This window comes from Hymenobacter sp. 15J16-1T3B (assembly GCF_020711235.1).
Classification (GTDB): Bacteria; Bacteroidota; Bacteroidia; order Cytophagales; family Hymenobacteraceae; genus Solirubrum.
This window is the reverse complement of the sequence record NZ_JAJFAV010000010.1, coordinates 128,206-152,617: the sequence shown is the minus strand read 5'-3', so window position 1 is coordinate 152,617 and position 24,412 is coordinate 128,206. Positions and strand designations below refer to the sequence as shown.

19 protein-coding genes are annotated in these 24,412 nt (G+C 67.3%); 9 read left to right on the top strand and 10 right to left on the bottom strand.

From position 1 onward, the window contains the following. The first annotated feature begins 227 nt into the window (after window positions 1-227). Window positions 228-1,736, top strand: coding sequence for a hypothetical protein (locus tag LJ737_RS17400; protein WP_227768021.1), 1,509 nt, complete (start codon window positions 228-230; stop codon window positions 1,734-1,736). Between the two features lie 98 nt (window positions 1,737-1,834). On the opposite strand, the gene LJ737_RS17395 is transcribed toward LJ737_RS17400, so the two are convergent. The 9 genes from LJ737_RS17395 to sdaAB form a co-directional block, all read right to left on the bottom strand. Beyond that, a complete protein-coding gene (locus LJ737_RS17395; RefSeq protein ID WP_227768020.1) occupies window positions 1,835-3,538 on the bottom strand; it encodes a catalase in 1,704 nt (567 codons plus the stop codon). A 219-nt stretch (window positions 3,539-3,757) separates the two neighbouring features. Then, a complete protein-coding gene (locus LJ737_RS17390) occupies window positions 3,758-4,861 on the bottom strand; it encodes an MFS transporter (protein WP_227768019.1) in 1,104 nt (367 codons plus the stop codon). Window positions 4,862-5,432: 571 nt separating this feature from the next. Continuing rightward, the gene (locus LJ737_RS17385) at window positions 5,433-5,861 is read right to left on the bottom strand and encodes an EamA family transporter (protein ID WP_227768018.1); all 429 of its coding nucleotides are present in this window, start codon (window positions 5,859-5,861) and stop codon (window positions 5,433-5,435) included. An 11-nt stretch (window positions 5,862-5,872) separates the two neighbouring features. Next, window positions 5,873-6,289 carry a DUF4259 domain-containing protein gene (locus tag LJ737_RS17380; RefSeq protein ID WP_227768017.1) on the bottom strand — a complete coding sequence of 139 codons (417 nt, stop codon included), beginning with the start codon at window positions 6,287-6,289 and terminating at the stop codon, window positions 5,873-5,875. 25 nt (window positions 6,290-6,314) lie between these two features. Further along, complete coding sequence (locus LJ737_RS17375) at window positions 6,315-6,848, bottom strand: STM3941 family protein (protein WP_227768016.1); 534 nt, start codon at window positions 6,846-6,848, stop codon at window positions 6,315-6,317. Window positions 6,849-6,857: 9 nt separating this feature from the next. Next, window positions 6,858-7,847 (bottom strand): NAD(P)H-dependent glycerol-3-phosphate dehydrogenase, encoded by a 990-nt coding sequence (locus LJ737_RS17370; protein ID WP_227768015.1) that lies wholly within the window; start codon window positions 7,845-7,847, stop codon window positions 6,858-6,860. A gap of 246 nt (window positions 7,848-8,093) precedes the next feature. Next, window positions 8,094-9,506 (bottom strand): efflux RND transporter periplasmic adaptor subunit, encoded by a 1,413-nt coding sequence (locus LJ737_RS17365; RefSeq protein ID WP_227768014.1) that lies wholly within the window; start codon window positions 9,504-9,506, stop codon window positions 8,094-8,096. 124 nt (window positions 9,507-9,630) lie between these two features. After that, a complete protein-coding gene (locus LJ737_RS17360) occupies window positions 9,631-11,166 on the bottom strand; it encodes a TolC family protein (RefSeq protein WP_227768013.1) in 1,536 nt (511 codons plus the stop codon). A gap of 112 nt (window positions 11,167-11,278) precedes the next feature. Continuing rightward, entirely contained in the window at window positions 11,279-11,959 is a 681-nt protein-coding gene (sdaAB, locus tag LJ737_RS17355) for an L-serine ammonia-lyase, iron-sulfur-dependent subunit beta (protein WP_227768012.1), read from the bottom strand. A gap of 206 nt (window positions 11,960-12,165) precedes the next feature. Here sdaAB and LJ737_RS17350 point away from each other — a divergent pair, with 206 nt between their 5' ends. The 4 genes from LJ737_RS17350 to LJ737_RS17335 all read left to right on the top strand — a co-directional run bounded on the left by LJ737_RS17350 (window position 12,166) and on the right by LJ737_RS17335 (window position 16,317). After that, window positions 12,166-13,155 (top strand): tryptophan 2,3-dioxygenase family protein, encoded by a 990-nt coding sequence (locus LJ737_RS17350; protein WP_227768011.1) that lies wholly within the window; start codon window positions 12,166-12,168, stop codon window positions 13,153-13,155. A gap of 93 nt (window positions 13,156-13,248) precedes the next feature. Further along, window positions 13,249-13,740, top strand: a complete 492-nt coding sequence (locus tag LJ737_RS17345) for a hypothetical protein (RefSeq protein WP_227768010.1) — start codon at window positions 13,249-13,251, stop codon at window positions 13,738-13,740. Window positions 13,741-13,829: 89 nt separating this feature from the next. Next, window positions 13,830-14,648 (top strand): metallophosphoesterase, encoded by an 819-nt coding sequence (locus LJ737_RS17340; protein ID WP_227768009.1) that lies wholly within the window; start codon window positions 13,830-13,832, stop codon window positions 14,646-14,648. Window positions 14,649-14,745: 97 nt separating this feature from the next. After that, complete coding sequence (locus LJ737_RS17335) at window positions 14,746-16,317, top strand: NAD(P)/FAD-dependent oxidoreductase (protein WP_227768008.1); 1,572 nt, start codon at window positions 14,746-14,748, stop codon at window positions 16,315-16,317. On the opposite strand, the gene LJ737_RS17330 is transcribed toward LJ737_RS17335, so the two are convergent. Next, entirely contained in the window at window positions 16,318-16,962 is a 645-nt protein-coding gene (locus tag LJ737_RS17330; protein WP_227768007.1) for an RNA polymerase sigma factor, read from the bottom strand. Window positions 16,963-17,112: 150 nt separating this feature from the next. Between LJ737_RS17330 and LJ737_RS17325 the strand changes: the two genes are divergently transcribed. The 4 genes from LJ737_RS17325 (at window position 17,113) to LJ737_RS17310 (ending at window position 24,297) form a co-directional block, all read left to right on the top strand. Next, window positions 17,113-17,514: a hypothetical protein gene (locus LJ737_RS17325; RefSeq protein ID WP_227768006.1), complete on the top strand. Its 402-nt coding sequence runs from the start codon at window positions 17,113-17,115 to the stop codon at window positions 17,512-17,514. Window positions 17,515-17,595: 81 nt separating this feature from the next. Further along, window positions 17,596-17,961 (top strand): CoA-binding protein, encoded by a 366-nt coding sequence (locus LJ737_RS17320; RefSeq protein WP_227768005.1) that lies wholly within the window; start codon window positions 17,596-17,598, stop codon window positions 17,959-17,961. Window positions 17,962-18,145: 184 nt separating this feature from the next. Next, window positions 18,146-20,944: a caspase family protein gene (locus tag LJ737_RS17315; RefSeq protein ID WP_227768004.1), complete on the top strand. Its 2,799-nt coding sequence runs from the start codon at window positions 18,146-18,148 to the stop codon at window positions 20,942-20,944. Between the two features lie 101 nt (window positions 20,945-21,045). Then, entirely contained in the window at window positions 21,046-24,297 is a 3,252-nt protein-coding gene (locus LJ737_RS17310) for a CHAT domain-containing protein (protein ID WP_227768003.1), read from the top strand. The last annotated feature ends 115 nt before the right edge of the window (window positions 24,298-24,412 follow it).

The following is a 24,412-nucleotide window of genomic DNA, read 5'->3' as shown; positions in this document are numbered from 1 at the left end:
CGGAAGTGGGCGGTAACCGGCGCCGAGGACCTCGCCTCGGCAACCACTACAAAGGACCGCCCCGCGTCGCCCCCGCACAATCGCATAACCGGGGTATCCGGCCCCTAAACGGGGGTTGTTGCTCCCTTTTTGATGTGAGTTGCCGGCTACCTTTGCGCGGCCCGGTCCCGTTGCGCCATGGCTTGGCCCCGCGGCCGCGGCGGAAATAATTCGGCAACTTCGCCCGCATGCTGCACAGCTTTCTGTTTGCTCCCTTCGACGACCCCGCGGCCGAGGCCCAGTTTGATGCCCTGCACGCCGTGCTGCAGCCCCTGGCCGCCGAACAGCCGGTGGTGCTGCTCGGCAACCTGCCCTTGCAGGACGCCGGCACGCTCGACGCGGTGCTGGCGCGGCCGGCGGGCATTGTGCTGCTGCAGTTCATCGGCCGCGGCGGGGCCTTGCACATCCCGGCCCTCAACCAAGGCGCCTGGCAGCTGGCCGGGCAGCCGCTGACCGGACAGGCGGGCTCGGCCAACCCCTATGCTCAGTTTCAGCGGCAACGCCGGGCCCTGGCCGCCTGGCTCACCGCCCAGCCCGCCCTCGGCCCCGTCCGCACCGAGGCCATTGCCGGCCTGGCCCTGTTCAGCCAGCCCGTCACCTTCGGCTCGGAGGTGGAGCCCCGCCTGAACGCGCAGTCGGGCACCGACAACTTCCAGCTCCTGAGCAGCCTGCCCCACCTGCCCCGCCGCATGCAGCGCCTGCACCCGCCCGGCGCCGCCCTGCCCGCGGCGGCCCTGCAGCAGTGGCTGCAGCACCTGCAAACCGAATCGGAGGGCGGCAGCGGCCCCGACGAAGCGCCCGCCCAGCCGGCCGCACCGGACGACTTCTGGACCCAGAAGGCCCGGCAGCTCTGGCGCTGGCTCGGCGCCGAAGACATTCCGCCCGACTCGGGCTACGCCGACTACCCCGCGGACCCGGCCGGGGCCAGCGCCGCCGAAAAGCAACGGCTGGAGGAGTTGCGCCAACAGGTGCGCACCGAGCTGGACCAGCACACCCAGGCCATGACGGCCCGCGAAGTGGAGCGGGAAGCCACCATCCGCCAGCTGCAGCAACAGCTAACCCAGGCCACCGCCGCGCCGAGCACGGCCGAGCTGCAGGCCCGCCTGGCCGCCGAAACCCGCGAAAAAGAGGCCCTGCACGAAGCCATGCAGCTGGCCCGTGCCGAATCGGCCGCCCGCAACCGGGAGCTGGACGCCCGCATTGCCCAGCTCGGCACCCTGATTCAACAAATACAGGCCCGTCCCGCGGCGGCACCAGCCCCCGCTGGTCCGGCGGCTGGGCCGGCACCGGGCGCGGCTTCGCCCCCGCCGGCGCGGCCTGCCCCCCGCCCGGTGGTGCGGCCCCGGGCCCGCCGCTACTCCAGCTGGCAGCTGCAGCCGTGGCGGGCCGTGGCGGTGCTGGCGGTGCTGCTCGGATTGGTAGTGGGCGGCTGGGGCATTGCGCGGCTTTACCGCTCCCACACCAAAGCCGCCCCGCCCCGGCGCGAAGCCCAGCAGCCCAACCGGGCGGAACCGACCGACGAATCGACCGAAGAAGCGGTGGCTCCCACGGCGCCGGCTTCGCCCCTGGAAGAACGCCTCAACAACGTCGTCATCGACTCCACAGGCGCGCAATCGGAACCGGCCGCCACCGATTCGGTGCTGGCTCCGAGCAAGGGCTACATCGACCTGGACTCGACCGGCGTGCCCACGGAGTAGCCCCGCCGCGGCAGCCGGGGCCGAAGCGGGCACAATGCAAACGGGCCGCCGACACACTGTCGGCGACCCGCTGCGTACAGACCAATTGGCACGCGCTGTTAGTACGGCTTGGCTTCGTGGCTCCGGGCTTCGGCCTGGGCCACGGCCCGCTCCTGCTGGCCTTCGTTGTGCTGGTTGCCGCCCTGGGCCTGCTTGCCGCTGCGGGCCGCCGCCAAGCCGTCGGCCAGGCGCTGGCCCCAGTCCGGGTCGCAGTTGGTGCACAGCTCCACCATTTTGTCGCTCACGCGCCGGTCGGCGTCGGCCAGGGCGCCCACCATGTTGCTGATCAAATCGTCCCGTTCCCACTCCTCGTGCAGGCGGTACCGTTCGCCGGCCTGCTTGAAGTTGTTTTGCCGGTCGATGGTCTGGCGCATCACCCGGCCGGTGTACTGCGGCATGTGGTCAGGGGCCGCCCGCGGCGCCTCCTTGAGCCCGTTCAACGAGCTGGGTTCGTAGTTGATGTGGTTGTTCTGGCCCGGGGCCGTGTCCACGTGGTAGGCCATCTGCCCGTCGCGCTGGTTGGTGGCCACGTGCTTTTTCGGGGCGTTGATGGGCAGCTGCAAGTAGTTGGTGCCCACGCGGTAGCGCTGGGTATCGGAGTACGAGAAGGTACGCCCCTGCAGCATCTTGTCGTCCGAGAAGTCCAGGCCGTCCACGAGCACGCCGGTGCCGAAGGCCGACTGCTCCACTTCGGCGAAGTAGTTTTCGGGGTTGCGGTTCAGGGTCATCTTGCCCACCGGCAGCCACGGAAACTGGTCCTGCGGCCAAATCTTGGTGTCGTCGAGCGGGTCGAAATCCAGCTCCGGGTGCTCGTCGTCGGACATGATCTGCACCAGCAGCTCCCACTGCGGGAAGTCGCCGCGCTCAATGGCTTCGTAGAGGTCCTGCGTGGCGTGGTTGAAGTTCTTGGCCTGAATGGCCTCGGCTTCCCGGGCCGTGAGGTTTTTGATGCCCTGCAGCGGCTCCCAGTGGTACTTCACCAGCACGGCCTCGCCTTTGTCGTTGACCCACTTGTAGGTGTTTACGCCCGAGCCCTGCATCTGCCGGTAGTTGGCCGGGATGCCCCAGGGCGAAAACAGGAACGAGACCATGTGCATGGCCTCCGGGGTGTTGCAGATAAAATCGAAAATTCGCTCCCCGCTCTGCCGGTTGGTTACCGGGTCGGGCTTCTGGGAGTGAATCAGGTCCGGAAACTTCATGGCGTCCCGGATAAAGAAGACTTTCAGGTTGTTGCCCACCAAATCCCAGTTGCCGTCCTCGGTGTAGAACTTCACCGCGAAGCCGCGCGGGTCGCGCAGGGTTTCGGGCGAGTGGCCGCCGTGGCCCACCGTGCTGAAGCGCACGAACACCGGCGTCTGCTTGCCGGGGGTGTTGAAGAGCTTGGCGCGGGTGTATTTGGCAATGGGCTCGTCGCCTACCTTGCCGTAGGCCTCAAACACGCCGTGGGCGCCGGCACCGCGGGCGTGCACCACGCGCTCCGGCACCCGCTCCCGGTCGAAATGGCTGATTTTTTCCAGGAATGCGTACTGCTCCAACAAAGCCGGGCCGCGGTTGCCCAGCGTACGGAGGTTCTGGTTGTTCGTGAGCGGGTGGCCCTGGCGGGTGGTCAGGGTCTGGGCGCCTTCGCCCTCCGCCGTGCGCTGGTCCTGGGAAGTACCGGTGCCCGTCACGGCCGTCCCGGTGCCATCCACGGGCGAGTGACCGTTGCCGTTCTGGTGGCCGTTGTGGCCGTTCTGCGGAGAATTGGGCTGGTTGGGAGTCATAGGCGTTTGGGTTGAGGGTTGCTGATACTATACCCCCAAGGTAAAAAATTGTTCGTGCTAGTGGAGAATAGTTCTCCACTGGAATTCACCCCATGAAAAAATCCGGCGGATGAAGCCGCACGCTGCTCCATCCGCCGGATTCTCTATTTTATTGCCTAGACCGCGCCGGCCGCCGCCCGGACCGCCTACTCCCGCCTTCTTTCGCCCGCGGCAACCGAATTACAGCTTGGCCCGGCTCGCCACCGCCGCCACGCACAGGCCCATCACCGCAATCAACGAGTAGGAAATGCGCAGGCTGGTGACCCCGGCCACGAGCCCGATGATGGGCGGCCCGATCAGAAAGCCCAGAAAGCCGATGGTGGACACGGCCGCCAGCGCCATACCCGCCGACATCACCGTGGACTTACCCGCCGCGCTGTACACCAGCGGCACCACCGACGAAGTGCCGAAACCCACCAGCATAAAGCCCAGCAGCGCGGGTCCGAGCGTGGGAAACAATACCGCAATCAGCAGGCCCAGGGCGGTGAGGCAGCCGCTGAGCTGAATGACGCGCCGGGCGCCGAGACGGGCGGTAAGCCAGTCGGCCCCGAAGCGGCCCAGGGCCATGGTGCTCATAAAGGCCGTGTAACCGGCGCCCACCCAGTCTTTATCGGCTTGCACCACCTTTTTGAAGTACACCCCGCTCCAGTCGAACATGGCGCCTTCGCAGATGAGGGCGCAGAAGGCAATGGCCCCGAGGCCGAGCAGGGTGCGGTCGGGCAGCACGAACAGGGGCTGCTCGGCGGCCTCGTCGGTGCGGGAATGCGGCAGCAGCCCGCCCCAGCTGAGCACGGCGCCGAGCAGAATCAGCGCCATGATGAGCAGGAAGTGGAATTCGGGCAGCACGTCCAGGCCCGTCATGGCCGTGCCAATGGCCGCGCCGGTAAAGCCCGCCAGGCTCCACATGCCGTGAAACGAGGCCATAATGGGCTTGTCGTAGAGGGCCTCCACGCCCACGGCCTGGGTGTTGATGGAAATGTTCATCAGGTTGCTGGCAAAGCCGAACAACACCAGACAGGGCACCAGCAGCCAGAGCGTCGGGGCCCAGCCCAGGCCCACCAGCGCCGAGCTGTAAATGACGGCCCCGGCCAGCGAGGTGCGCCGGCTGCCGTATTTGTGCACCAGCCAGCCCGTGAGCGGCAGCGAGGGCAGTTGCCCGAGCGGAATGGCCAGCAGCAGCAGGCCCAGGTCGCCCTCAGAAAGGCTCATGCGCTGCTGAATGGCGGGAATGCGCGAGGCCCAGCTCGCGAAAATGAGTCCTTGCAGAAAAAACCACGCGGCCACGGCCAAGCGGTGCGTGCGTGGGGTTATGTGTCCTGGCAATGCCAACGTTATCATGAGTATCCCGGCAAAAGCATCCAACCATGCGCTGCCGGCTGGCAGCGCGCTTTCCAGGGGTGGGAAGTAGATTAGTGCAGTTGCACAAAGGTACGGTGCGCTGCGAAAAGCGTTTGCCCGCGGAGAAATACAAACGTTTGCGCTCGGTATTTTTCTTGCGCGGTGCGGCCGGCTGCGCAACGGGTGAGGGCCCACTCAGCGTATCCGCGGCCGACCCAGGGCCTTAAAACGCGAACAGGCGCCCCCAAGGAGCGCCTGTTCCACCTGCATCCGCCGATTGGCATCGGGCAAAACGGAGGGCCGGCTGCCCTTCCGGGGCCGCTTCCAGCGAAGCGGCGCCTACCCTGCGGCGAGTTAACCATTCCTCGGGCCCCGCGGCGGATGCAAGTATGTCGTGTGCCCAGCTGCGCCCCTACTGGGGCCAACTGTTACTGCAAGAAACGAATTATTAGGCTTACCACGCAATAGCATGAATATGTGAAAAGCCCGACGGCTTGGCGACCGGGCCGGGGCGCATTTAATGCCCGCGCGCCAGCAGCGCAATGCCGCCCACAATGAGCAGCAAGCCCAGCGCCTGCGGCAGCGACAGGGCCTCGCGCAGCACCACCAAGCCCAGCACGGCCGTCAGCAGCACCGAGCCGCCCACAATCACCGGCGTGCCCACCGACGACGGCACGCCGCGGCCGAACACGACGAAGGTTAGGATTTCGCCCAGGCCTACGCCCAGCCCGGCCAGCGCCGCCAGCCACAGCCCTTTGCTGGTGACGGGCAGCGGCTGGCCCTGCAGCTTCAGGCGCAGCAGCCAGACGGCGCCCAGGGCGGCGGCCACCAGTTGCAGCACCACCGCGCCCACGGCCGCGGGCAGGTGGGCCGCGGCGAGCTTGATGAAGAAGTTGTAGCAGGCCAGCGCCAACGCCGTGAGCAGGGCCAATGCAAGCCAGGGCATACCGCGCGGAACTAGTCTTCGTCGGTTTCGTCCAGCTGCAGGCGCTCCAGCAAGTTCTGCTGCAGGGCCTGCCAGGCCGCGTAGTTGTCCGACCCGGCCCACTGCTGCTGCAGCTCCGAGCCGCGCAGCACGGCCTCCACCGCCTCGATGGCCAGCTCCTGCAAATCCTCCTGCCCGTCGGCGTCGAGCAGCGTGGTGGCGGGCAGCAGGCCCACGGGCATGTCGGCGGCGGGCTTGCCGATGATGGCCGCCACCAGCTCGGCCGCGGCCAGGGCCTGGCTGGCGTCGGCGGCTTCGATGGCGCCTTCTTCCTCGGCCACGGTGGCCAGGACCTCGTAGAGCACGGCCTCGTTGGGGCGTTGGCGGAAGGTTTCGGCGAAGTCAGCCGCCGCGTCGTTGTCGAAGTTGTGGTAGTCCCAGGTGGCCATACAGAAAGGGGGGCAGAGTGAATAATTAGCCTTTTACGGCGCGGAATCGTTCGGTTACGGTCTGCACCAACTCATCGAAGCCGATTTTCAGGGTGTTGCTGGTAATGGAATAAGGCGTCCCGTATTGCTGCAGGTTCATACGCAGCAGCTGCTGCTTCCAGCCGCGCTGCTGCGCCAGCAGTTCCGCCGTGTTGTTCACCAGTACCAGCAACACCTTAGTGCGATGAAGCTCCATCACTTCAAAGCCCTGAACGTGCTGCCATGGGATAAGCGAGGGTGCTCCGATGCTGCCCGGCAGCCAAATGCCTTGCTCGTCAAGCACCAGTCCCGGCTCTTGACTGACAAGCTTTCGAACGGCCACAACTCCGCCAATCCCGAAGAAGACGACACCCAGCAGACTGACGCCTTTTGCCAGCAGCGGCTCGTAGCGCGTTTGCGTCTCGGCAATGCTCCACAGCCAAGACGAAACCGCTACGAAAACGCCGCAGAGCAGCAAAAGCAGCAGAATCTTCCGCTTGCTGAGCGCAATGACAACGCGCGGGGGCGCAGTAGCGTCCATAGAGAATCGTTACCGAAACTTCTCCTTAAGCAGCTCGATTTCCACGGCCGGCGCAATCTTCTCGTACAGAATGTGGTACGCGGCCGAGGTAATGGGCATGTTCACCCGCAGGTCCTTGTTGACCTCGTAAATGCTCTTGACGGCGTAGTAGCCCTCGGCCACCATGTTCATCTCCATCTGCGCCGACTTCACGGAGTAGCCGCGGCCCACCATGTTGCCGAAGGTGCGGTTGCGCGAAAACTGCGAGTAGGCCGTCACCAGAAGGTCACCCAGGTAGGCTGAGGCCGACAGGTCGCGGGGCTGCGGGTTCAGGGCGTAGAGGAAGCGGCGGATTTCCTGCACGGCGTTGGCCACCATCACCGCCTGAAAATTGTCGCCGTAGCCCAAGCCGTGGGCAATGCCGCAGGTTAGGGCAATGATGTTTTTCATCACGGCGCAGTACTCGATGCCGTCGAGGTCGGCGGCGGCGTGGGCCTTCACGTAGCGGTTGCGCAGCAGCTGGCTGAAGTCTTCGGCCAGGGCCAGGTCGGGCGAGCCGATGGTCAGGTAGCTCTGCTTTTCCAGGGCCACTTCCTCGGCGTGGCAGGGCCCGGCCACGCAGCCCATCTTCTCGCGGCTCAGCCGGAAGCGCTCCGACACGTAGTCCGTCACCAGCTCGTTGCGGCCCGGAATCATGCCCTTGATGGCCGACACCACGCGCTTGTTTTTCAGCGCGTCGCGGTCGAGTTTGTCCAGGGTGTCCTTTACAAAGGCGGCGGGCACGGCCAGTACCACCCAGTCGGCTTCCTTCACTACTTCCTCCACGTCGGTGGAAGGCGCGATGCGCGTCAGGTCAAACTGCACCGAGGAGAGGTAGCGCGGGTTGTGGCGGGTGGTGCGCAGGTGCTGCACGTCGTCCTTGTGGCGCAGCCACCAGCCCACGCGGGCCCCGTTTTCGGAGAGGATTTTGGCTAATGCGGTGGCCCAGGAGCCGCCGCCAATCATGGCAATTTTTTCCAAGGGGAATGCGGAGGGAATGGAGTCGGGGAAAGGAGCGCGGCCGTAGCGCGGGCGGTGGCACGCGTTCGTTAGAAACTACTGTTGAGCAGCCCGAGCGGTAGCCGGGCAACAACCAAGGTTCGGCCGGACGCAGGCTAAAGTCCGCGCTACAGCGTTACGAAAGGCCGATTTTAGCTAAAAAAAGCGAGAGGCCGGCCCGAACGTTCGTTCGGACCGGCCTCCGCGCGGCGGCTTGTCGGCGGCCGCTTAGTCTTTGTCGTCGCCCTCGCCTTCCTTCAAGGCGGCGCGGTCCAAGGACTTAGCGTCCTTCACCACCACCACGGCGCCGTCCTTCAGGGTTTTCGACACGGCCCGGAACGGCCCGCTCACCACTTCCTCGCCGGCTTGCACGCCCGAGAGGATTTCGATGTGGTCGAAGTCGCTGATGCCGGTCTTGACGGGCGTCAGCACGGCTTTGCCGCCGCGCACCACGAACACGACTTCCTCGATGTCGCCCTTGGGCTTGGCGTCGGCGTCGCTGGCGCTGTTGCCGCCGCGGCCGCGGCCCACCTTGATGCCGCTGCCCTCGGACTTGTCGTTCTTGGCAAAGGCGCTGTCGGAGCGCGTCGTCACGGCGGCCAGGGGCACGGCCAGCGTGCCGCTCTTGCGGTCGGTGATGATGTCGACGGAGGCCGTCATGCCGGGGCGGAAGGGCACCACCGTGCGGCCGCCCACCGTGCGCACCAGCTGCCGGTACGACTCGGGCAGCAGGCGCACGCGCACCTCAAACTCGGTCACGGCTTCGGCCGTCAGGGCGTCCTTGGCCGTGTTGGCAATGCTGGTCACGATGCCGCGGAACTTGATGTTGCGCGAGGCGTAGGCGTCCACTTCCACGTCGGCCGAGTCGCCCAGGTCCACGTTGCTCACGTCGTTTTCGTTCACGTTCACGCGCACCTCCATCGAGTTCAGGTTGGCAATGCGCATGATTTCGGTGCCGGCCATCTGCGAGGTGCCGAGCACCCGTTCGCCCTTCTCCACGTTGAGCTTGGAGATGGTGCCGCTGACCGGGGCGTAGATGGTGGTTTTGTTGAGGTTTTTGCGGGCCTCGTCGAGGCCGGCCTGGGCCGAGCGCACCGAGCTCTGGGCCGCCCGAATGGAGGCGCGGGCCGAGTTGATTTCCTCCTGCGAGGCGTCGTAGGCGGCTTTGGCCTGCTCGTACTCGGCCTGGGAAATCACCTTTTGCTTGTAGAGGGAAGCGTTGCGGCGGTACGTCAGCTCGGTTTGCTTGGCGTTGGCCATGAGCTGCTGCAGCCGGGCCTGGCTCTGGCCCACGTTGGCCTGCTGGGTGCCCACCATGGCCGACTGCTGGTTGACCATGGCCTGGTAGTTATCGGGGCGGATGCGCAGCAGCAATTGGCCCTTGCGCACGGAGTCGCCCTCGTGCACGTACAGCTCCACGATTTCGCCCGACACGTCGGAGGAAATCTTCACCTCCGTTTCGGGCTGCACCTTGCCCGAGGCGCTGACCTTCTCCACGATGTTGGCCGCGGCCGCCTTGGCCGTCAGCACCTCCGTGCCGGTCGGCTTGCCGATCCAGCCCTTTTTCTTCGCCACCACGCCCCCGCCTATCACGACCACCAACAGGCCGAGCAGGATAAACAACAAGCGGTTGTTTCGCATATATCAGTGTTTGGAATGTGCAGAATGGGTTTGTTAATGTGCTGATGCGTTGGAAGGTGCTGCTGAGCTAATGCTGTCCAAGAACAACCATTAGCACATTCGCACCTTCCAACGCATCAGCACATTACAAGTCGAGCGGTTTGCCCTGGTAGAAGTCGAGCACCTTGCGGCGGAAGATGTACTCGTATTTGGCCTGAATCATCGACGACTCGGCCCCGGCCAGGTTGTTTTTAGCCTGGTTGAAGTCGGTGCCGTTGAGCAGGCCGTTGTTGAAGCGGATTTCGGCGTTGCGGTAGGCCGTGGTTAGCGCTTGCACTTGCCGGCTGTTGGCCGCGTAGCGGCGCTGGGCGGCCAGCGCGTCGGCGTAGGCCTGCTGAATGGTCTGGCGCAGTTGCAGGCGCGTCTGCTCGGCGCGCACCTCGGCCTGCTTCACCCCGATGACCGAGCGCTGCACGTTGGTGCGCGCCTGCCAGCCGTTGAGGATGGGAATCGTCAGGTTGAAGCTCAGCTGCTTGCCCAGGTTGTTTTTCACCTGCGAGCCGAAGCCCTCGGGCAGCGTTTCGAAGCGCGGCTGCTTGATGCCGGCAAACACGCCCGGCACCAGCCGGGGCTGCAGCGTCACCGGATCAATCTGGTAGATGAAGCCCGACGGCACGATGGTCGAGTCGCTGCTGAGCTTGCGGGCAATGCGCGCCGACGAGTAGCCCGAAAAAATGCTGGCCCCGAAGCTCAGGCGCGGGTAATACGCGCCGCGGGCCACTTCCTCGCCGCGCATGGCGCTTTGCACGCGCAGGTCGGCGGCCTTGACTTGGGGCTGAGTGCCCTGGGCAATCTGGTAAGTGCCGTCGGCGTCGGCGTCCATGGCGGGCATCTCGTCCGGGTCGGGCAGCTGGGGCACCACCAGGGCGAGCGAGCTGGTGCGGGCCTGGTCGAGGTTGAGCAGCTGGGCCACCTGCAGGCGGGCCAGGTCTCGCTGGTTCTGGGCCGTCACCACGCTCACCTCGTCGGAGGCCAGCTGGGCCTGGGCGTCGAGCAGGTTGCTCTCGGCCACGGCTCCGGCGCGCAGCAGCTTCTGCGTGCGGTCAATCTGGGCCTGGTCGGTGTTGATGCGCAGCTGGGCGGCGCGCAGCAGCTCCTCGCCCAGCAAATACTGCAGGTAGGCCGAGGCCACGTTCAGCGAGAGGTCGTTGCGGGCCTGGTCGATGTCGAGCAGGGCTGCTTGGTAGTCGAGCCCGTAGCGCTTGATGTTGTTGCGTACCTGGAAGCCCGAGAAGATGTTCAGGCCCGCGGTGGCCGAGAAGTTGTTGGCCCGCGTGGTTTGGCTCTGAAAGGTGTAGGTGAGCGGGTCCACGTTGGTGCCGTAGTTCCAGGTCTGCGAGGCGTTGGCGTTGGCCGTGGGCAGCTGGCTCAGGCGGGTCTGGCGCAGCGTGGCCTCGCTCAGCTCGGCCTGTAGCTGCGACTGACGCACCGTCAGGTTGTTCTGGATGGCGTACTCGACGGCCTGCTGCAGCGTGAGCGGGCCCGAGGGGGCGGCTTGGGGCACGGCGGCGGCGGGAGGAGCCACGGGCGGCGTGACCTGGGCCACGCCGGGCAGCGCCAGGGCCGTCAGCAGCCCCAGGGAGGCCAGGCGGCGCGGGAGAACGGTAGCAGTTTGTTTCATGGGAGTAGGCAATTTCGGCAGCGGGATACGACAACGGGCGGCGCGGGCCGGAACCCGGCTCGGGGCCCCAACGCCCGGACAATGATAGAGGGTTGGCGGCCGGGCCGCAAGCTTAATCGATAGCGGGAATGTAACGCACTTGGTGCACCCAGCGCAGGTGGCGCAGGTACTGCAGGGAAATGTCGGTCAGGGGCGAGTCCATTTCGATGAACTGCCGCGCCACCTGGTTTTTGCCCTTCCGGCTCACGTTCATGGTGGCAATGTTGCAGTCGTCGTGGGCGATGATGTCGGCGATGAAGGCAATGGAGCCCTTCACGTCGTCGGCGTCGATGATGAGCGTGTGCAGCGCGGCCGAAAAGTCGCAGGGAAACCCGTCGACCTCCACGATGCGAATCACCCCGCCGCCCCGGCTTTGGCCCACCACGTCGACCGAGGTGCCGGCTTGTTCGTCGCGCAGCTGCAGCCGGATGGTGTTCGGGTGCATGGTCGAGGCGTTACCGATGCCCTGAAACGAGTACTGCAGCCCGGCCGCCTTGGCGTGCTCAAACGCCTCGCGGATGCGCGTGTCGTCGGTGGGAAAGTCGAGCAGCCCGGCCACGATGGCGCGGTCGGAGCCGTGGCCTTCGTAGGTGCGGGCAAAGGAGTTGTAGAACGTGATGGTGGCGTGGGTGGGCAGCGAACCGAGCACCCGAATGGCGGCGCGCGCAATGCGCACCACCCCGGCCGTGTGCGAGGAGCTGGGCCCGATCATCACCGGCCCGATCATATCAAAAATGGAGCTTTTCTCAGCCATGAAGTTCGCATGAAAGCGCGCTAAAGGTACTGCCGCACCCCGCAAAACCAACGGCATATTCGACCAACCGGCCGGCAGCCCCGGGCTTCCCGGCAATCCTCCATACAAAAGCCGCCCGCGCCGGTGGCATATTCTGTTCTTTTTCGTTCTTTGTGACTTCCCTCACCCACCCCCACCACCCCCTACCCGCTTCCTCTCACCCCTCCATGCCAAACCAGGAAGAGTTTTCGCCCGCGGTCCTCACCCAACTGCGGCGCTTACAGGAGAAGTATGCCGCCGACGGCCAGGACCTGGCGGGCTACCTCGAAGGCCTGTACCACGCGGATTACGTCAACTATTGGGACTACATCGAGCTGGACACGCTGCTCTCGCTGCAGCGGCCCCTCACCAAGATTCCCGACGAGCGAATCTTTATCATGTACCACCAGATTACGGAGCTGTACTTCAAGCTCTGCCTGGAGGAATACGAACAGATCGGCAACCTGCAGCAGCCCGCCCTCGGTGAGTTGGTGCTGCGCCTGGGCCGCATCAACCGCTACTTCGAAAACCTGATCGACTCGTTCGACGTGATGGTCGACGGCATGGACCGGCAGCAGTTTCTGCAGTTCCGCATGTCCTTGATGCCGGCCTCGGGCTTTCAGTCGGTGCAATACCGCCTGATCGAAATCAGCTCCACGGATCTGGGCAACCTCGTCGACAAGGAGCAGCAGCGCCTGCTCGGCGAGTCGGACAACCACGAGGAACTGATGGGCTGCATCTACTGGAAAGCCGGGGCCACCCTGGAAACCGACGGCGCCAAGACGCTTACCCTGAAGCAGTTCGAGGCCAAATATCACCAGACTCTGCTCGACCACGCCGCACGCTTCCGCCACCGCAACGTGTGGGCCGTGGTGCAGCGCCTGCCCGAGGAGGACCGCCGCCACCCGCGCCTGCTGCGCCAGCTCAAGCAGCTCGACGTGAACGTGAACATCAACTGGCCGCTGATGCACTACAAGTCGGCGGTGCGCTACCTGGAGCGGCAGGCCGGCGACGCGGTGCCCGCCACCGGCGGCACCAACTGGCGCAAATACCTGCCCCCGAAGTTCCAGAAACGCATTTTCTACCCCCAGCTCTGGAGCGAGCAGGAGTTTGAAGACTGGGGCAAGAGCTGGGTCGACAAAGTACTGGACGAAATAGCCGTGGTTCGACCCCATTAATTTTTGCGCTGCGCAGGCGCCCGGGCATACCACTGCCCGGGCGCTTTCGTTATATTGCACCCGATAGCCCGCCGTCCGCCGTTCTGCCTGCCTATGAAACGCTTGCTTATCGCCCTGCCCCTGGCCGCTTTTTCGCTGACCGTTTCCCTTGCTAGCGGCACCCAGAGCGGCCCGGCCCCGCTCAACACCCTGCCCCGGTACGGCGGCGTGGCCAAGTCCAAAACCCTGCGCAAGCTCGACCAGGAGTTCATTGCCCAGTCCTTGAAGCAGTACCGGCAGGACCGCCGCGCGGCCTCGGAAAGCTCGGTATCGGAGGGCTGGAGCCACTTTTACTCCAGCGACCTGACCACCAGCATCAAGCGCTTCAACCAGGCCTGGCTGCTGGATTCGACCAACGCCAACGTGTACTACGGCTTCAGCGCCTGTCTCACCGAGCAGGGCGACCCGGCCGCCGCGCACCGCTACTTCCAAATAGCCCAGCGCTACGACGTGCAAAACCAGGGCGCCAACAAGTACTACGAGCGGCTGACGCTGTACTACCAGAGCCGCAAGCAGACGGCTTCGCGCAACGCCGGCGCGGTGTAAAGCAGCTTGCCGTCCTATTTTGATCTTGAGCGCTCCGGTTGCGGGGCGCTTTCTTTTTTATCCCGCTACCCACTTTGTCGACGGGAAACATGCACGTAACGCGGCGCTCTTTTCTGCGGTCGGGCCTGGGCTTAGCAGCCGGCGGCGTGCTGGCCGATGGCGTCGGGTTCGAACGGCTCTGCATCGGCATCGATGGCCACGAGTTGCCCCAAAACGCGGGACCAAAGCTGGGGCTGCGGGTGGTGCAGCTGGCCGATCTGCACCTGCAGCGCGTGCATGCCGGCTTGCGGGCCTTGTGCCGGGAATTATCGGCTCTGCAGCCGGACCTGATTCTGTTTACCGGCGACGCTGTCGACCGTGCCGACAAGCTACCGGAGCTGGCGCACCTGCTGGGGCTGCTGCCCGCGGCCACGCCCAAAATAGCGGTGCTGGGCAACTGGGAATACTGGGGCCGCGTCGACCCGCGGGCCCTGGCCCGGCTCTACGCCGCGCACGGCGGCCGCCTTTTGGTGAACGAGTCGGTGACGCTGCCGCTGGGCCGCCATACCGTCGCCATTACCGGCTTGGACGACCTGCTGGGCGGCCGGCCTGATTACGAGCGGGCCCTGCAGTCGTTTCAACCGGCTGACCGGCATTTGGTCCTTACCCACTGCCCCGAGCACGCCGACACCATCCGGGCGTCTTACCAAGCGCAGCCGCCCATCGACTTGATCTTGAGCGGCCACACCCACGGCGGCCAGGTCAACTTGTTGGGCTTCGCACCGCTGCGTCCACCCGGCAGCGGACGCTACGTCCGCGGCTGGTACGCCGAGCAACTGCCCCCGCTGTTCGTTTCGCGAGGCATTGGCACGAGCGTGTTGCCGTTGCGTTTGGGCGCCCGGGCCACCGCCGAGGTCTTTTACCTGTAGGGCGGGCCGCAGTAGGTCAAGGAACCATTCGCCGTATCTTTGCCGTCTGACCTCTACCCTACCGGCTTGCGGGCCCAACTCCCCGCCGCCTCTGCTGATGCAAAAACGCGAAGTTGAAATCGTCCTCTCGCCCGCCGAGGCCTACGACGAACTGGCCCGCTACCGGGCCCTCTTGGATGCCGCCGGCCTGAAGCCCGGCCAAGCCGATTTTGTTCACTTGCTGCGCCGCAGCATCGACGCCCGTGGGCGCAACGTGGGTGTGCGCCTGCGCGCCGACGTGTACCAGACGCCCCCGCCGCGGGAGCTGTTTGGGCCCTGGGTGCAGTACCAGGACGTGAGCCGGGCCGCCCGGCGCGTGGTTATCGTGGGCGCGGGTCCGGCGGGGCTGTTTGCGGCGTTACGCTGCATCGAGCTGGGCTTGAAACCCGTGGTGCTGGAGCGCGGCAAGGACGTGCGCACCCGCCGCCGCGACCTGGCCGCCCTTAATAAGGAGCACCTCGTCAACCCCGACTCCAACTACTGCTTCGGCGAGGGCGGCGCGGGCACCTACTCCGACGGCAAACTCTACACCCGCTCCAAAAAGCGCGGCGACGTGCAGCGGGTGCTGCGCCTGCTAGTGCAGCACGGCGCCACCCCGGAAATCCTGGTCGACGCGCACCCGCACATCGGCACCAACAAGCTGCCTTACGTGGTGCAGGCCCTGCGCCAGAGCATCCTCGACCACGGCGGCGAGGTGCTGTTTGATACCCGCGTAGACGATTTGCTGCTCGCCGACGGCCGCATCCGCGGCGTGGTGACCGGGCAGGGCCAGGAAATCCTCGGGGACGCGGTAATTCTGGCCACCGGCCATTCGGCGCGCGACATTTACGAGCTGCTGCTGCGCCGCCGGGTGCGCATTGAGGCCAAGCCTTTTGCCCTCGGCGTGCGCGTGGAGCACCCACAGACGCTCATCGACCAGGCCCAGTACCACCGCGCCGACCGCGGGCAGCTGCCGGCCGCGTCGTACGCGCTGGTGCAGCAGTCGGACGGGCCTGGCGGGCAGCGCGGGGTGTTTTCGTTTTGCATGTGCCCGGGCGGCTTTATCGTGCCCGCGGCCACGGCGCCCGGCGAAGTGGTGGTCAACGGCATGAGCCCGAGCCGGCGCGACTCGCGCTTTGCCAACTCGGGCATCGTGGTGGCCATCGAGCCGGAGGACATGAACCTCAAGCGCGGCGGCGTACTGGCCGGCCTGCGCCTGCAGCAGGAAATCGAGCAGCGGGCCTGCCAGCTGGCGGGCGGCACGCAGCTGGCCCCGGCCCAGCTGCTGGGCGACTTCGTGCAGAAAAAAACCTCGCGCAGCCTGCTCGAAACCTCCTACCAGCCCGGCCTGGTGTCGGTGCCCATGGACGAGGTGCTGGGGCCGGTGCTGGCCGACCGCCTGCGGCAGGGTTTCCGCGCCTTCGGGCGCAAGATTCCGGGCTTCACCACGAACGGCGCGCAGATTGTGGGCGTGGAAAGCCGCACGTCGGCCCCCGTGCGCATCCCGCGCGACGCGGCCACGCTGGAGCACCCCGAGGTACGCGGGCTGTTTCCCTGCGGCGAGGGCGCGGGCTTTGCCGGCGGCATCGTGTCGGCGGCCATGGACGGGGAGCGGTGCGCCGAGGCGGCGCTGGCACAGCTGCGGGCGTAGCTACCACACCAGGGCCTGCCAGACGCGCTGCACCATGCCGTCGCAGCGCGGGCCGAGGTAGGTGAACGTGCGTTGCGGGTCGAAGCGGAGCAGGTGGTGGCGCAGCCGCTCGCGGGCCCGGCTCAGGCGCGCTTTCACGTTGGTTTCCGTCAGGCCCAGGTACTCGGCCGTTTCGCCCACGCTCAGGCCTTCCACGGCGCGCAGCACGAACACGCTGCGGTAGGCGTCGGGCAGGGCCTGTACGGCGTGTTCCAGGGCGTCGCGCAGCTCATCGTTCAGCACCAGCTGCAGGGGCGTTGCGCCATCGGCCGAGGGCAAATCGGCCTCGGCGTACTCGTCGAGCGAGGCGGCGCGCTGCTGCCGCCGCAACCGCCCCAGGCATTCGTTGAGCAGGATGCGGGTAAGCCAAGTGGCAAAGCTGGCCCGGCCCGCGAAGCTAGCCAGTTGCTCGTAGGCTTTTACCCAAGTGACCTGCATGGCCTCCTCCACCGCTTCCGCGTCGTGGAGCAGGGCCAGCCCGATGCGGTACAGGCGCTGGTTGTGGCGACGCAGCAGCAGTTCGTACAGCTGTTTTTCGCCGTTCAGCACCCGCTGCACGACTTCCAGGTCAGACAACGGGGCGTAGGGCAGGCTGGACGGGGGCATGGCAAAGGGGCGTGAAGGGGGGCGGCTGCTACTTGGATGCGGCCCGCCCCGAAAGGTTACACTTCTGCCCCACTGATTATGACTGTAACCAAGCAGGGGCAGCTGCATCCAATGGTCGAACGCAGTTGCTCACCCTAACTCTTTACGACCATGCAAACCCAGATCGAGCTTTCCCGCCCCGCCGCGCTGTCGGCCTCCGTGCCCCAAGTGCTGCGCCTCACCTACGGGCTGGTGCCCATCGTCGCCGGCCTCGACAAGTTTACGAACCTGCTCACCGACTGGACCGCCTACCTCACCCCGGCACTAACCCGGCTGCTGCCCGTGTCGGCGGGCGCGTTTATGCACCTGGTGGGCCTGATCGAAATTGCCGCCGGGCTGCTGGTGCTGCTGCGGCCCCGGGTAGGTGCCTGGGTGGTCATGGCCTGGCTGTTGCTGATTGCGGCCTCCTTGCTGGCCGGGGGCCACTACTACGACGTGGCCGTGCGCGACGCAGTTATGGCCGTGGGCGCGTGGTCGTTGGCGCGCCTGAGCGCGGCCCCGGCGCAGGCCTAGGCGCCCAGTCCCCGCGCACCGACGGCCATTTGCCCGGGCATTTCGTAGAATAGCCTTCTTGAATCGTCATCCGCCAACGCAATGCCTAGCAAAAAAACCGTCGTCATCGGCGCCTCCGACAATCCGGCCCGCTACTCATTTCAGGCCGTCAACCGGCTTAAAAGCTACGGGCACGAGGTGGTGCCGGTAGGCATCCGCAAGGGCCAGGTGGCCGGCCTCGACATCCACGTGGACAAGCCCGAGGTCAACAGCGTCGACACCGTGACCTTGTACGTGGGCCCGCAAAACCAGCCGGCCTGGTACGACTACATCCTCGACCTGAAGCCCAAGCGCATCATCTTCAACCCCGGCACCGAGAACTACGAGCTGGAGCGCAAGGCCCGAGAGCAAGGCATCCAAACCATCGAAGCCTGCACGCTGGTGATGTTGTCGGTCGGCAATTACTAGTTACGGCCCGGTCGGTTCTGCCGCCGCTTCCCTGTTGTCCCATGACGGCAGAGAAGCGGCTTTGTTTTGTTACAAACTCGCCATATATTGAATTAAAATTATTTTTATTTATACTATATACCTATAACTTTCCCCGGCAGGCGGCCCCCTGCGGCATTATTTCCCACTCTAATCCGTTATCCTGATGCCAGCACGCGTTTTCCGGCAGTTGTCCTTGGCCGAGTTTGTTGCCATTCTCGACCGGTTCCCTTTCACCCGCCAGATCCGGACGGTGCACATGCACCACACCTGGCGGCCCAACCGCGCCCAGTACCGCGGGCTGGCGAGCATCGAGGCCATGTGGCGCTTTCACACCCAGCAAAACGGCTGGTCCGACATTGCCCAGCACATCACCATCGCGCCGGACGGCACCATCTGGACCGGCCGCAACTGGAACCTAGCCCCGGCCAGCGCCACCGGGCACAACGGCAACGCCGTGGCGGGGCCGTTTATGTTCGAGATGATCGGGGACTTCGACCACGGCAAGGACCCCTTCGACGGCCCGCAGCGCGACACGGTGCTGCAGGTCATTGCCCACGTGCAGCGCCGCTTCGATTTGCCGGCCGACGCGCTGCATTTCCACAACCAGATGTCGGCCAAAACCTGCCCGGGCAGCGGCATCGACTACGACCGGACCGTGGCCGAGGTCAAGAAAATCCGGGCCAAGCTGAACGCCCGCAGCCTGCGCCCCGGCCCCGCGCCCGACGCCCAGCGCGTGGAGGACGGGCTGCGGGCCCTGCTGGCCGTGCCCATCGCGGCCCGTGCCGCCCGCGGCCTGAGCGAAGCCGCCGCCGAACCCGCCGAGGAAGGCATGAGCACCGTGGAGCTGCAGCAGCTCACCGCCCCCGAAGGCACCAGCCGCGAGCTGCTGCCGCGGCCCCTGTCGGCGGCCGACAAAAAGCGGCTGCGGCCCCACGTCATCAACCTCGACCAGGGCCAGCTCTCGGCCGGCGGGGCTTACCAGACGGCCCGCCGCGACGTGGAAGCCATTTTCAACGAGCACTTGGAGCAGCACCTAGCCGCGGCCACCGCGGCGGGGCGGCCGCTGCGGGTGCTGTTTTTCGCCCACGGCGGCCTAGTGTCGGAGCAGGCGGGGCTGAAGGGGGCGCTGGGCTCCCTGCCGTGGTGGCTGGCCAACCACGTGTACCCGGTGTACTTCGTGTGGGAAACCGGGCTCACGGGCACGCTGGGGGCGCTGATTCGCGGGGCCGGCTCGCGGGAGCTGGCCCGGGGCGTGAGCGACGTGACGGACCGCCTCGTCGAAAAAGCCGTGGGGCCGCTGGGCGGGCAGCTCTGGAAAAACATGAAGGACAGCGCCGAATGGGCCCACGACGCCACCGGCGGCGGCCGGCTGGCCGCCGAGCAGCTGGCAGCCTTCTGCCAGCGCCACGCCGCCGAGCTGGCCGCCGGGCGCCTGGAGCTGCACGCGGTGGGCCACAGCGCCGGCTCCATTTTCCACTCCTACTTCGTGCCCCAGGCCCTGGAGCTGGGCGTGCCCGCTTTCCGCAGCCTGCACCTACTAGCCCCGGCCATTCGCACCGACGCCTTCAAGCAGCGCCTGCTGCCGCGCCTGCGCCAGGGCATCGACGCGCTGACCGTGTTTACCATGCACGACCAGCTGGAGCAGGCCGACCAGTGCGCCTACGTGTACCGCAAGTCCTTGCTCTATCTCGTGTCGAACGCGCTGGAAACGGCCCCGCACGAGCCGCTGCTGGGCCTGGAAATCTCGCTGCGCGCCGACGCCGCGCTGCGCCAGGCGCTGGGCCTCGACGGGGCGGGCGCGGGCGCGGCCGAGGTGGTGTGGTCGAGCACCGAGGAGCCGACCGGCCGCAGCTCCAGCACCGCCCGCGCCCACGGTGACTTCGACAACGACCCGGCCACCATGGATAGCGTGCTGCGCCGGGTGCTCGGCACCGAGCCGACGACCCCGTTCCCGCGCACCCGCGCCGTGGGGGCGCCCGACATTTGGCACGAGCCGGTGGCCCTGCCCGAGCCGCTGGTGCTGCTGGCCCACCTGCAGGCCGAAGCGCAGGCGCCCAAAGGGGCGGACATCACCCGCTTGGCGCAGGCCGCCGCCGCGCCCCCGCCCACGACTAGCCGCCGCAAGGGCCGGCGGCGCGCCCTCTGCATCGGCATCGACGCGTACGCCAGCGCCCCGCTGCTGGGCTGCGTGGCCGACGCCAACGCCTGGGCCGCAACGCTGAGTCAGCGCGGCTTCAAGACCGAGACGCTGCTCAACGAGCACGCCACCCGGGCGGGCATTCTGCAGGCTGTGCACCAGCTCATTGCGGGCAGCAAGGCCGGCGACGTGCTGGTGCTGCAATACTCCGGCCACGGCACCACCCTGCCCGACCTGGACGGCGACGAGCTCGACGGCGTGGACGAGGCCCTGTGCCCCTACGACTACGACGCCGGCGCCTACCTGCTCGACGACGACCTGCGCCAGCTGTTCGACGCGCTGCCGGCCGGCGTGAACCTCACCTGCTTTTTCGACTGCTGCCACTCGGGCACCATCACCCGCATGCTGGGCATGACGCCGGCCCACACCACGCCGACGCCCAACCAGCGCGTGCGCTACATCCCGCGCACGGCGCAAATGGCCGACGCCCACCGCGCTTTCCGCGCAGCCCACGCTACCCGTTCGGCGGCCGCCAGCCGCGGGCCGGCCGCCATGCGCGAGGTCACGTTCACGGCCTGCCGGGCCAGCGAGCTAGCCTACGAAACCGACGGCAGCGGCGACTTTACCCGCCGCGCGACGACCCTGCTGCTCGCCCCCGACGCGGCCGAGGTGTCGCACCTGGCCTTCCAGAACTTGGTTCGGCAGGCCTTCGGAGCCGACCCGCGCCAAAACCCTACGCTGGATTGCGCTCCGGCGGCCCGCACGGCCCGGCTGCTGCAGCCCGCCGCGGTGCCCGCCAAGCGGCGACCCGCCGCCTCGAAGTAAGCCCCGCGCGGCCCGCTGCCCCACCGGGCGGCGGGCCGCGTTGCGTTGGCGCCTCCCATCCCGGGGCCGCGCGCAGCATGGGCCGCCTGATCCGTACCGCCATGAGCAACTCGCCCAAAAAAAACCGCCCGACCCCGGCCCCAGCCGCCAAGCCCCCCCGCCCGCCGCGGCCCGCGCAGCCCTTCGAGCCGGCCGACGCGGCGCCGAGCGTCATCGGCGCGATGGACTGGCCCGAGCTGCTGCAGCACCTGCAGCAGCCGCCCACGCGCGGCGGGGCCACCACGCCCGCCGAAGCCGCCCTGCAGGATTTTTTCGGTGAGGAAGAGCTGGCGTTGCTGCGGCAGCTGGCCGGGCAAAGCCACTCGCGCCGCCCGGAGGCCCCGCGCGGGCACGTGCTGCTGCTGCCCGGCCTCATGGGCTCGTCGCTGGATAGCGCGGCAGGCGCCCCGGTGTGGATCAACCTGCTGCACCTAGCCCGGCACGGCGTCGATGCACTGCGGCTGGGGACGGCGGACGCTGGCGGCCTCCGGGCCGGGCTGCTGGACAAGCGCACCTACACGCGCGCCGTGCTCGTGCTGGGCGCCGAATGGCAGGTGCACCCGGTTGCCTACGATTGGCGCCAGCCGCTGGAGCAGGCCGCCGACGCGTTGGTGCCGCTGATCGAGAGCTTGCTGGGCACCAAGCAGCCGGTGCACTTCGTGGCGCATTCCATGGGCGGGCTGGTGGCGCGGCACTTCATTCACCGCCACCCCGAGCTGTGGGGCCGCCTGCGCGGCGACGGCAGCGGCGGCCGGCTCGTCATGCTCGGCACGCCCAACTACGGCTCGTTCTCCATCGCGCAGGCCCTGACCGGCACCGACAAGCTGGTGCGCTGGCTGGCCAAGCTGGACCTGAAAAACGCGCTGCCGGAAGTGCTGGCCACCCTCAACACCTTTGCCGGCACGTACCAGCTCCTGCCGGCCCCGGCCCAGCTGCCCGCCGAACTGCAGGCCCTGTACCAAGTGGGCACCTGGGGCAATTTTCCGGTGCTGGCCGCGCACCTGGCCCGGGCCGCCCAGAGCCACGAGGCGCTGCGCACCGACGCGGCCACTGCCGACGCGGAGCGTATGAGCTACGTGGCCGGCTGCAACCGCCGCACGCTTTCGGGCCTGGAGGTGCTGGCCCCGGGCGAATTCCGCTACCGCGAAACGCTGAAGGGAGACGGCCGCGTGCCGTTTGAGCTGGGCCTGCTCCCGGGCGTGCCCGCCTACTACATCGACGAGGACCACGGCCGCTTGCCGCGCAACGAGCGGGTGCTTAAGGCCGTGCTCGACCTGCTGGCGCACGGGAGCACCGGCACGCTGCCGCGGCAGGCACTTATTACGCGGGCCGGCGGCGCTACCGACCGGCAGTGGCACCGGCCCATCGGCGAGGACCTGGTGGGTACCAAGCTGGAGCGGCTGGCGCGCAGCCTCAGCGAAGGCAACCTCTCGGCGGCCGACCGGCTGGTGGTGGAAGACGCCCTGGCGCGGGCGGCGGCGGGCGAGGACTACCCCACCCAGCGCCTGGAGCAGCCCTTGCCCGACCGCGTGCCGCCCGCCGCGGCCGTGCGCCAGCTGCGCATCACCCTCACCTGCCAATCCATCACCACCGTGAAGACCCCGCTGCTGGTGGCCGGCTACTACAAGGGCGCCCCGCCCACGCGGCGCCTGGCCCAGCTCGACCAGGCCCTGGACCACTGGATCAGCAAGGCTAACGACCACGCCATGCTCGGCGGCGAGCTGGGCCAGATTACGTTTGTGCCCACCGGGCAGGACCGCCTGGAAGCCCAGTTGCTGCTGCTGGTGGGCATGGGCGAGGAGGGCCGCTTCACCCACCACGACCTGCGCTACCTGACCACCAACGTGGCCTACGCCCAGGCCACGCTCGGCTTTCACCGCTTTGCCATGACGCTGATTGGCTCGCAGGCGGGCACCATGAGTGAGGAGCGCGCCGTGCTGAGCCTGCTGGCCGGCATCGGCGACGCGCTGCAACGCCTCGACGAGCAGGACCTCTCGGCCACCGCGCCCGCCCTGACGCTGGTGGCCCGCAGCCCGGAGCAGTACCACAAGTTGCGCGCGCTGCTGACGGCCTACGAGCAGGACTGCCCCCTCGACAACCTGCGCCTGCGCCTGGTGGCGGCCGAAGCCGGCGACCTGCCCCCGGTGCCGCCCGCCCCGGCCGCGGCCGCCGGTGGGCCCGCTCCAGCGGGGCCGCGCATCACCATCGAGCGCGACGGGGAGCATTTTCGGTTTTCGGCCATGACCAACGGGGCCGTCATTCCGGTGCGCGAGGTGGATATCCAGCCGTTTTTCCCCGACGGCCTGACCACCCGGCTCATGGACGCCGTCACGCGCGAGGAGCAGGAAACCTACGGGCAGCTGATGATGACCACCCTGTTTCCGGCCGACTTCCAGGAACTGCTCGACAAGCCGCTGACGCTGATTCTGGACCGCGAAACGGCCGCGCTGCCCTGGGAAATGGCCTGCTACACGCCCAACCACGGCCGCAAGATGGACTACTTCGGCCCGCAGCTGCAGCTGACGCGGCAGTTTCGCACCATGCTCTCCCCCAAGCCGGGCATCTCGCCCCCGCTCAACCACAGCCTGCGGGTGCTGGTGGTGGCCGACCCGGCCCCCGAGCCGGCGCTGCAGCTGCCCGGCGCCCGCCGCGAAGGCCGGGCCGTGGTGCAGATTCTGAGCCGCATCAAGCAGCTCTGGCGCCTCGACCTGGACGTGGTGGAGCGCATCGGCGACGCGGAGTGCGACCCGCTGGAAATCCTGGCGCTGATTCTGAACGGCAACTTCGACGTGGTGCACTTCGCCGGCCACGGCGTGTTCAACCCCGAAGCCCCGAACCGCGGCGGCTGGGTGTTTGGGCAGAACCTGTGCCTCTCGGCCCGCGAGATATTCCGGGCCCGGCGGGTGCCGCGGCTGGTGTTTGCCAACGCCTGCTTTTCGGCCACCATCCGCCCGGGCGGCCCCCAGCCCGCCGCCGAGGACTTCAACCGCCACTTCGCCGGCATTGCGGAGGCGTTTTTCGAGCGGGGCGTGCGCAACTACCTCGGCACCGGCTGGCCCGTCAGCGACGAGCAGGCCCAGCGGTTTGCCCAGGAGTTTTACGCCCGGGCGCTGGTGGGCTTGTCGGCGCAAAAGGTGCTGGCCCTGCCCGACGCCGCCACGCTTCCGGTGGAGCCCTGCCCGCTGGGCGAAGCCATTGCCGAAGCCCGGCAGCAAATTCGCCGCTACGGCTCGACCTGGGGCGCTTACCAGCACTACGGCCAGGCCACCGACCTGCTGCTGGCCCGGGCCGGCTGGCCGGACCGCACGGGCTAGCCCCGTTGTCTCACTCTGGCTTACTGCGCCGCCCCGCCCGTTGGCTGTTGCCCGCGGGCGGGGCGGAGTGCGTGGGGCCCGCAGGAGCCGTATTTTGCGGCATCAACGACCATTC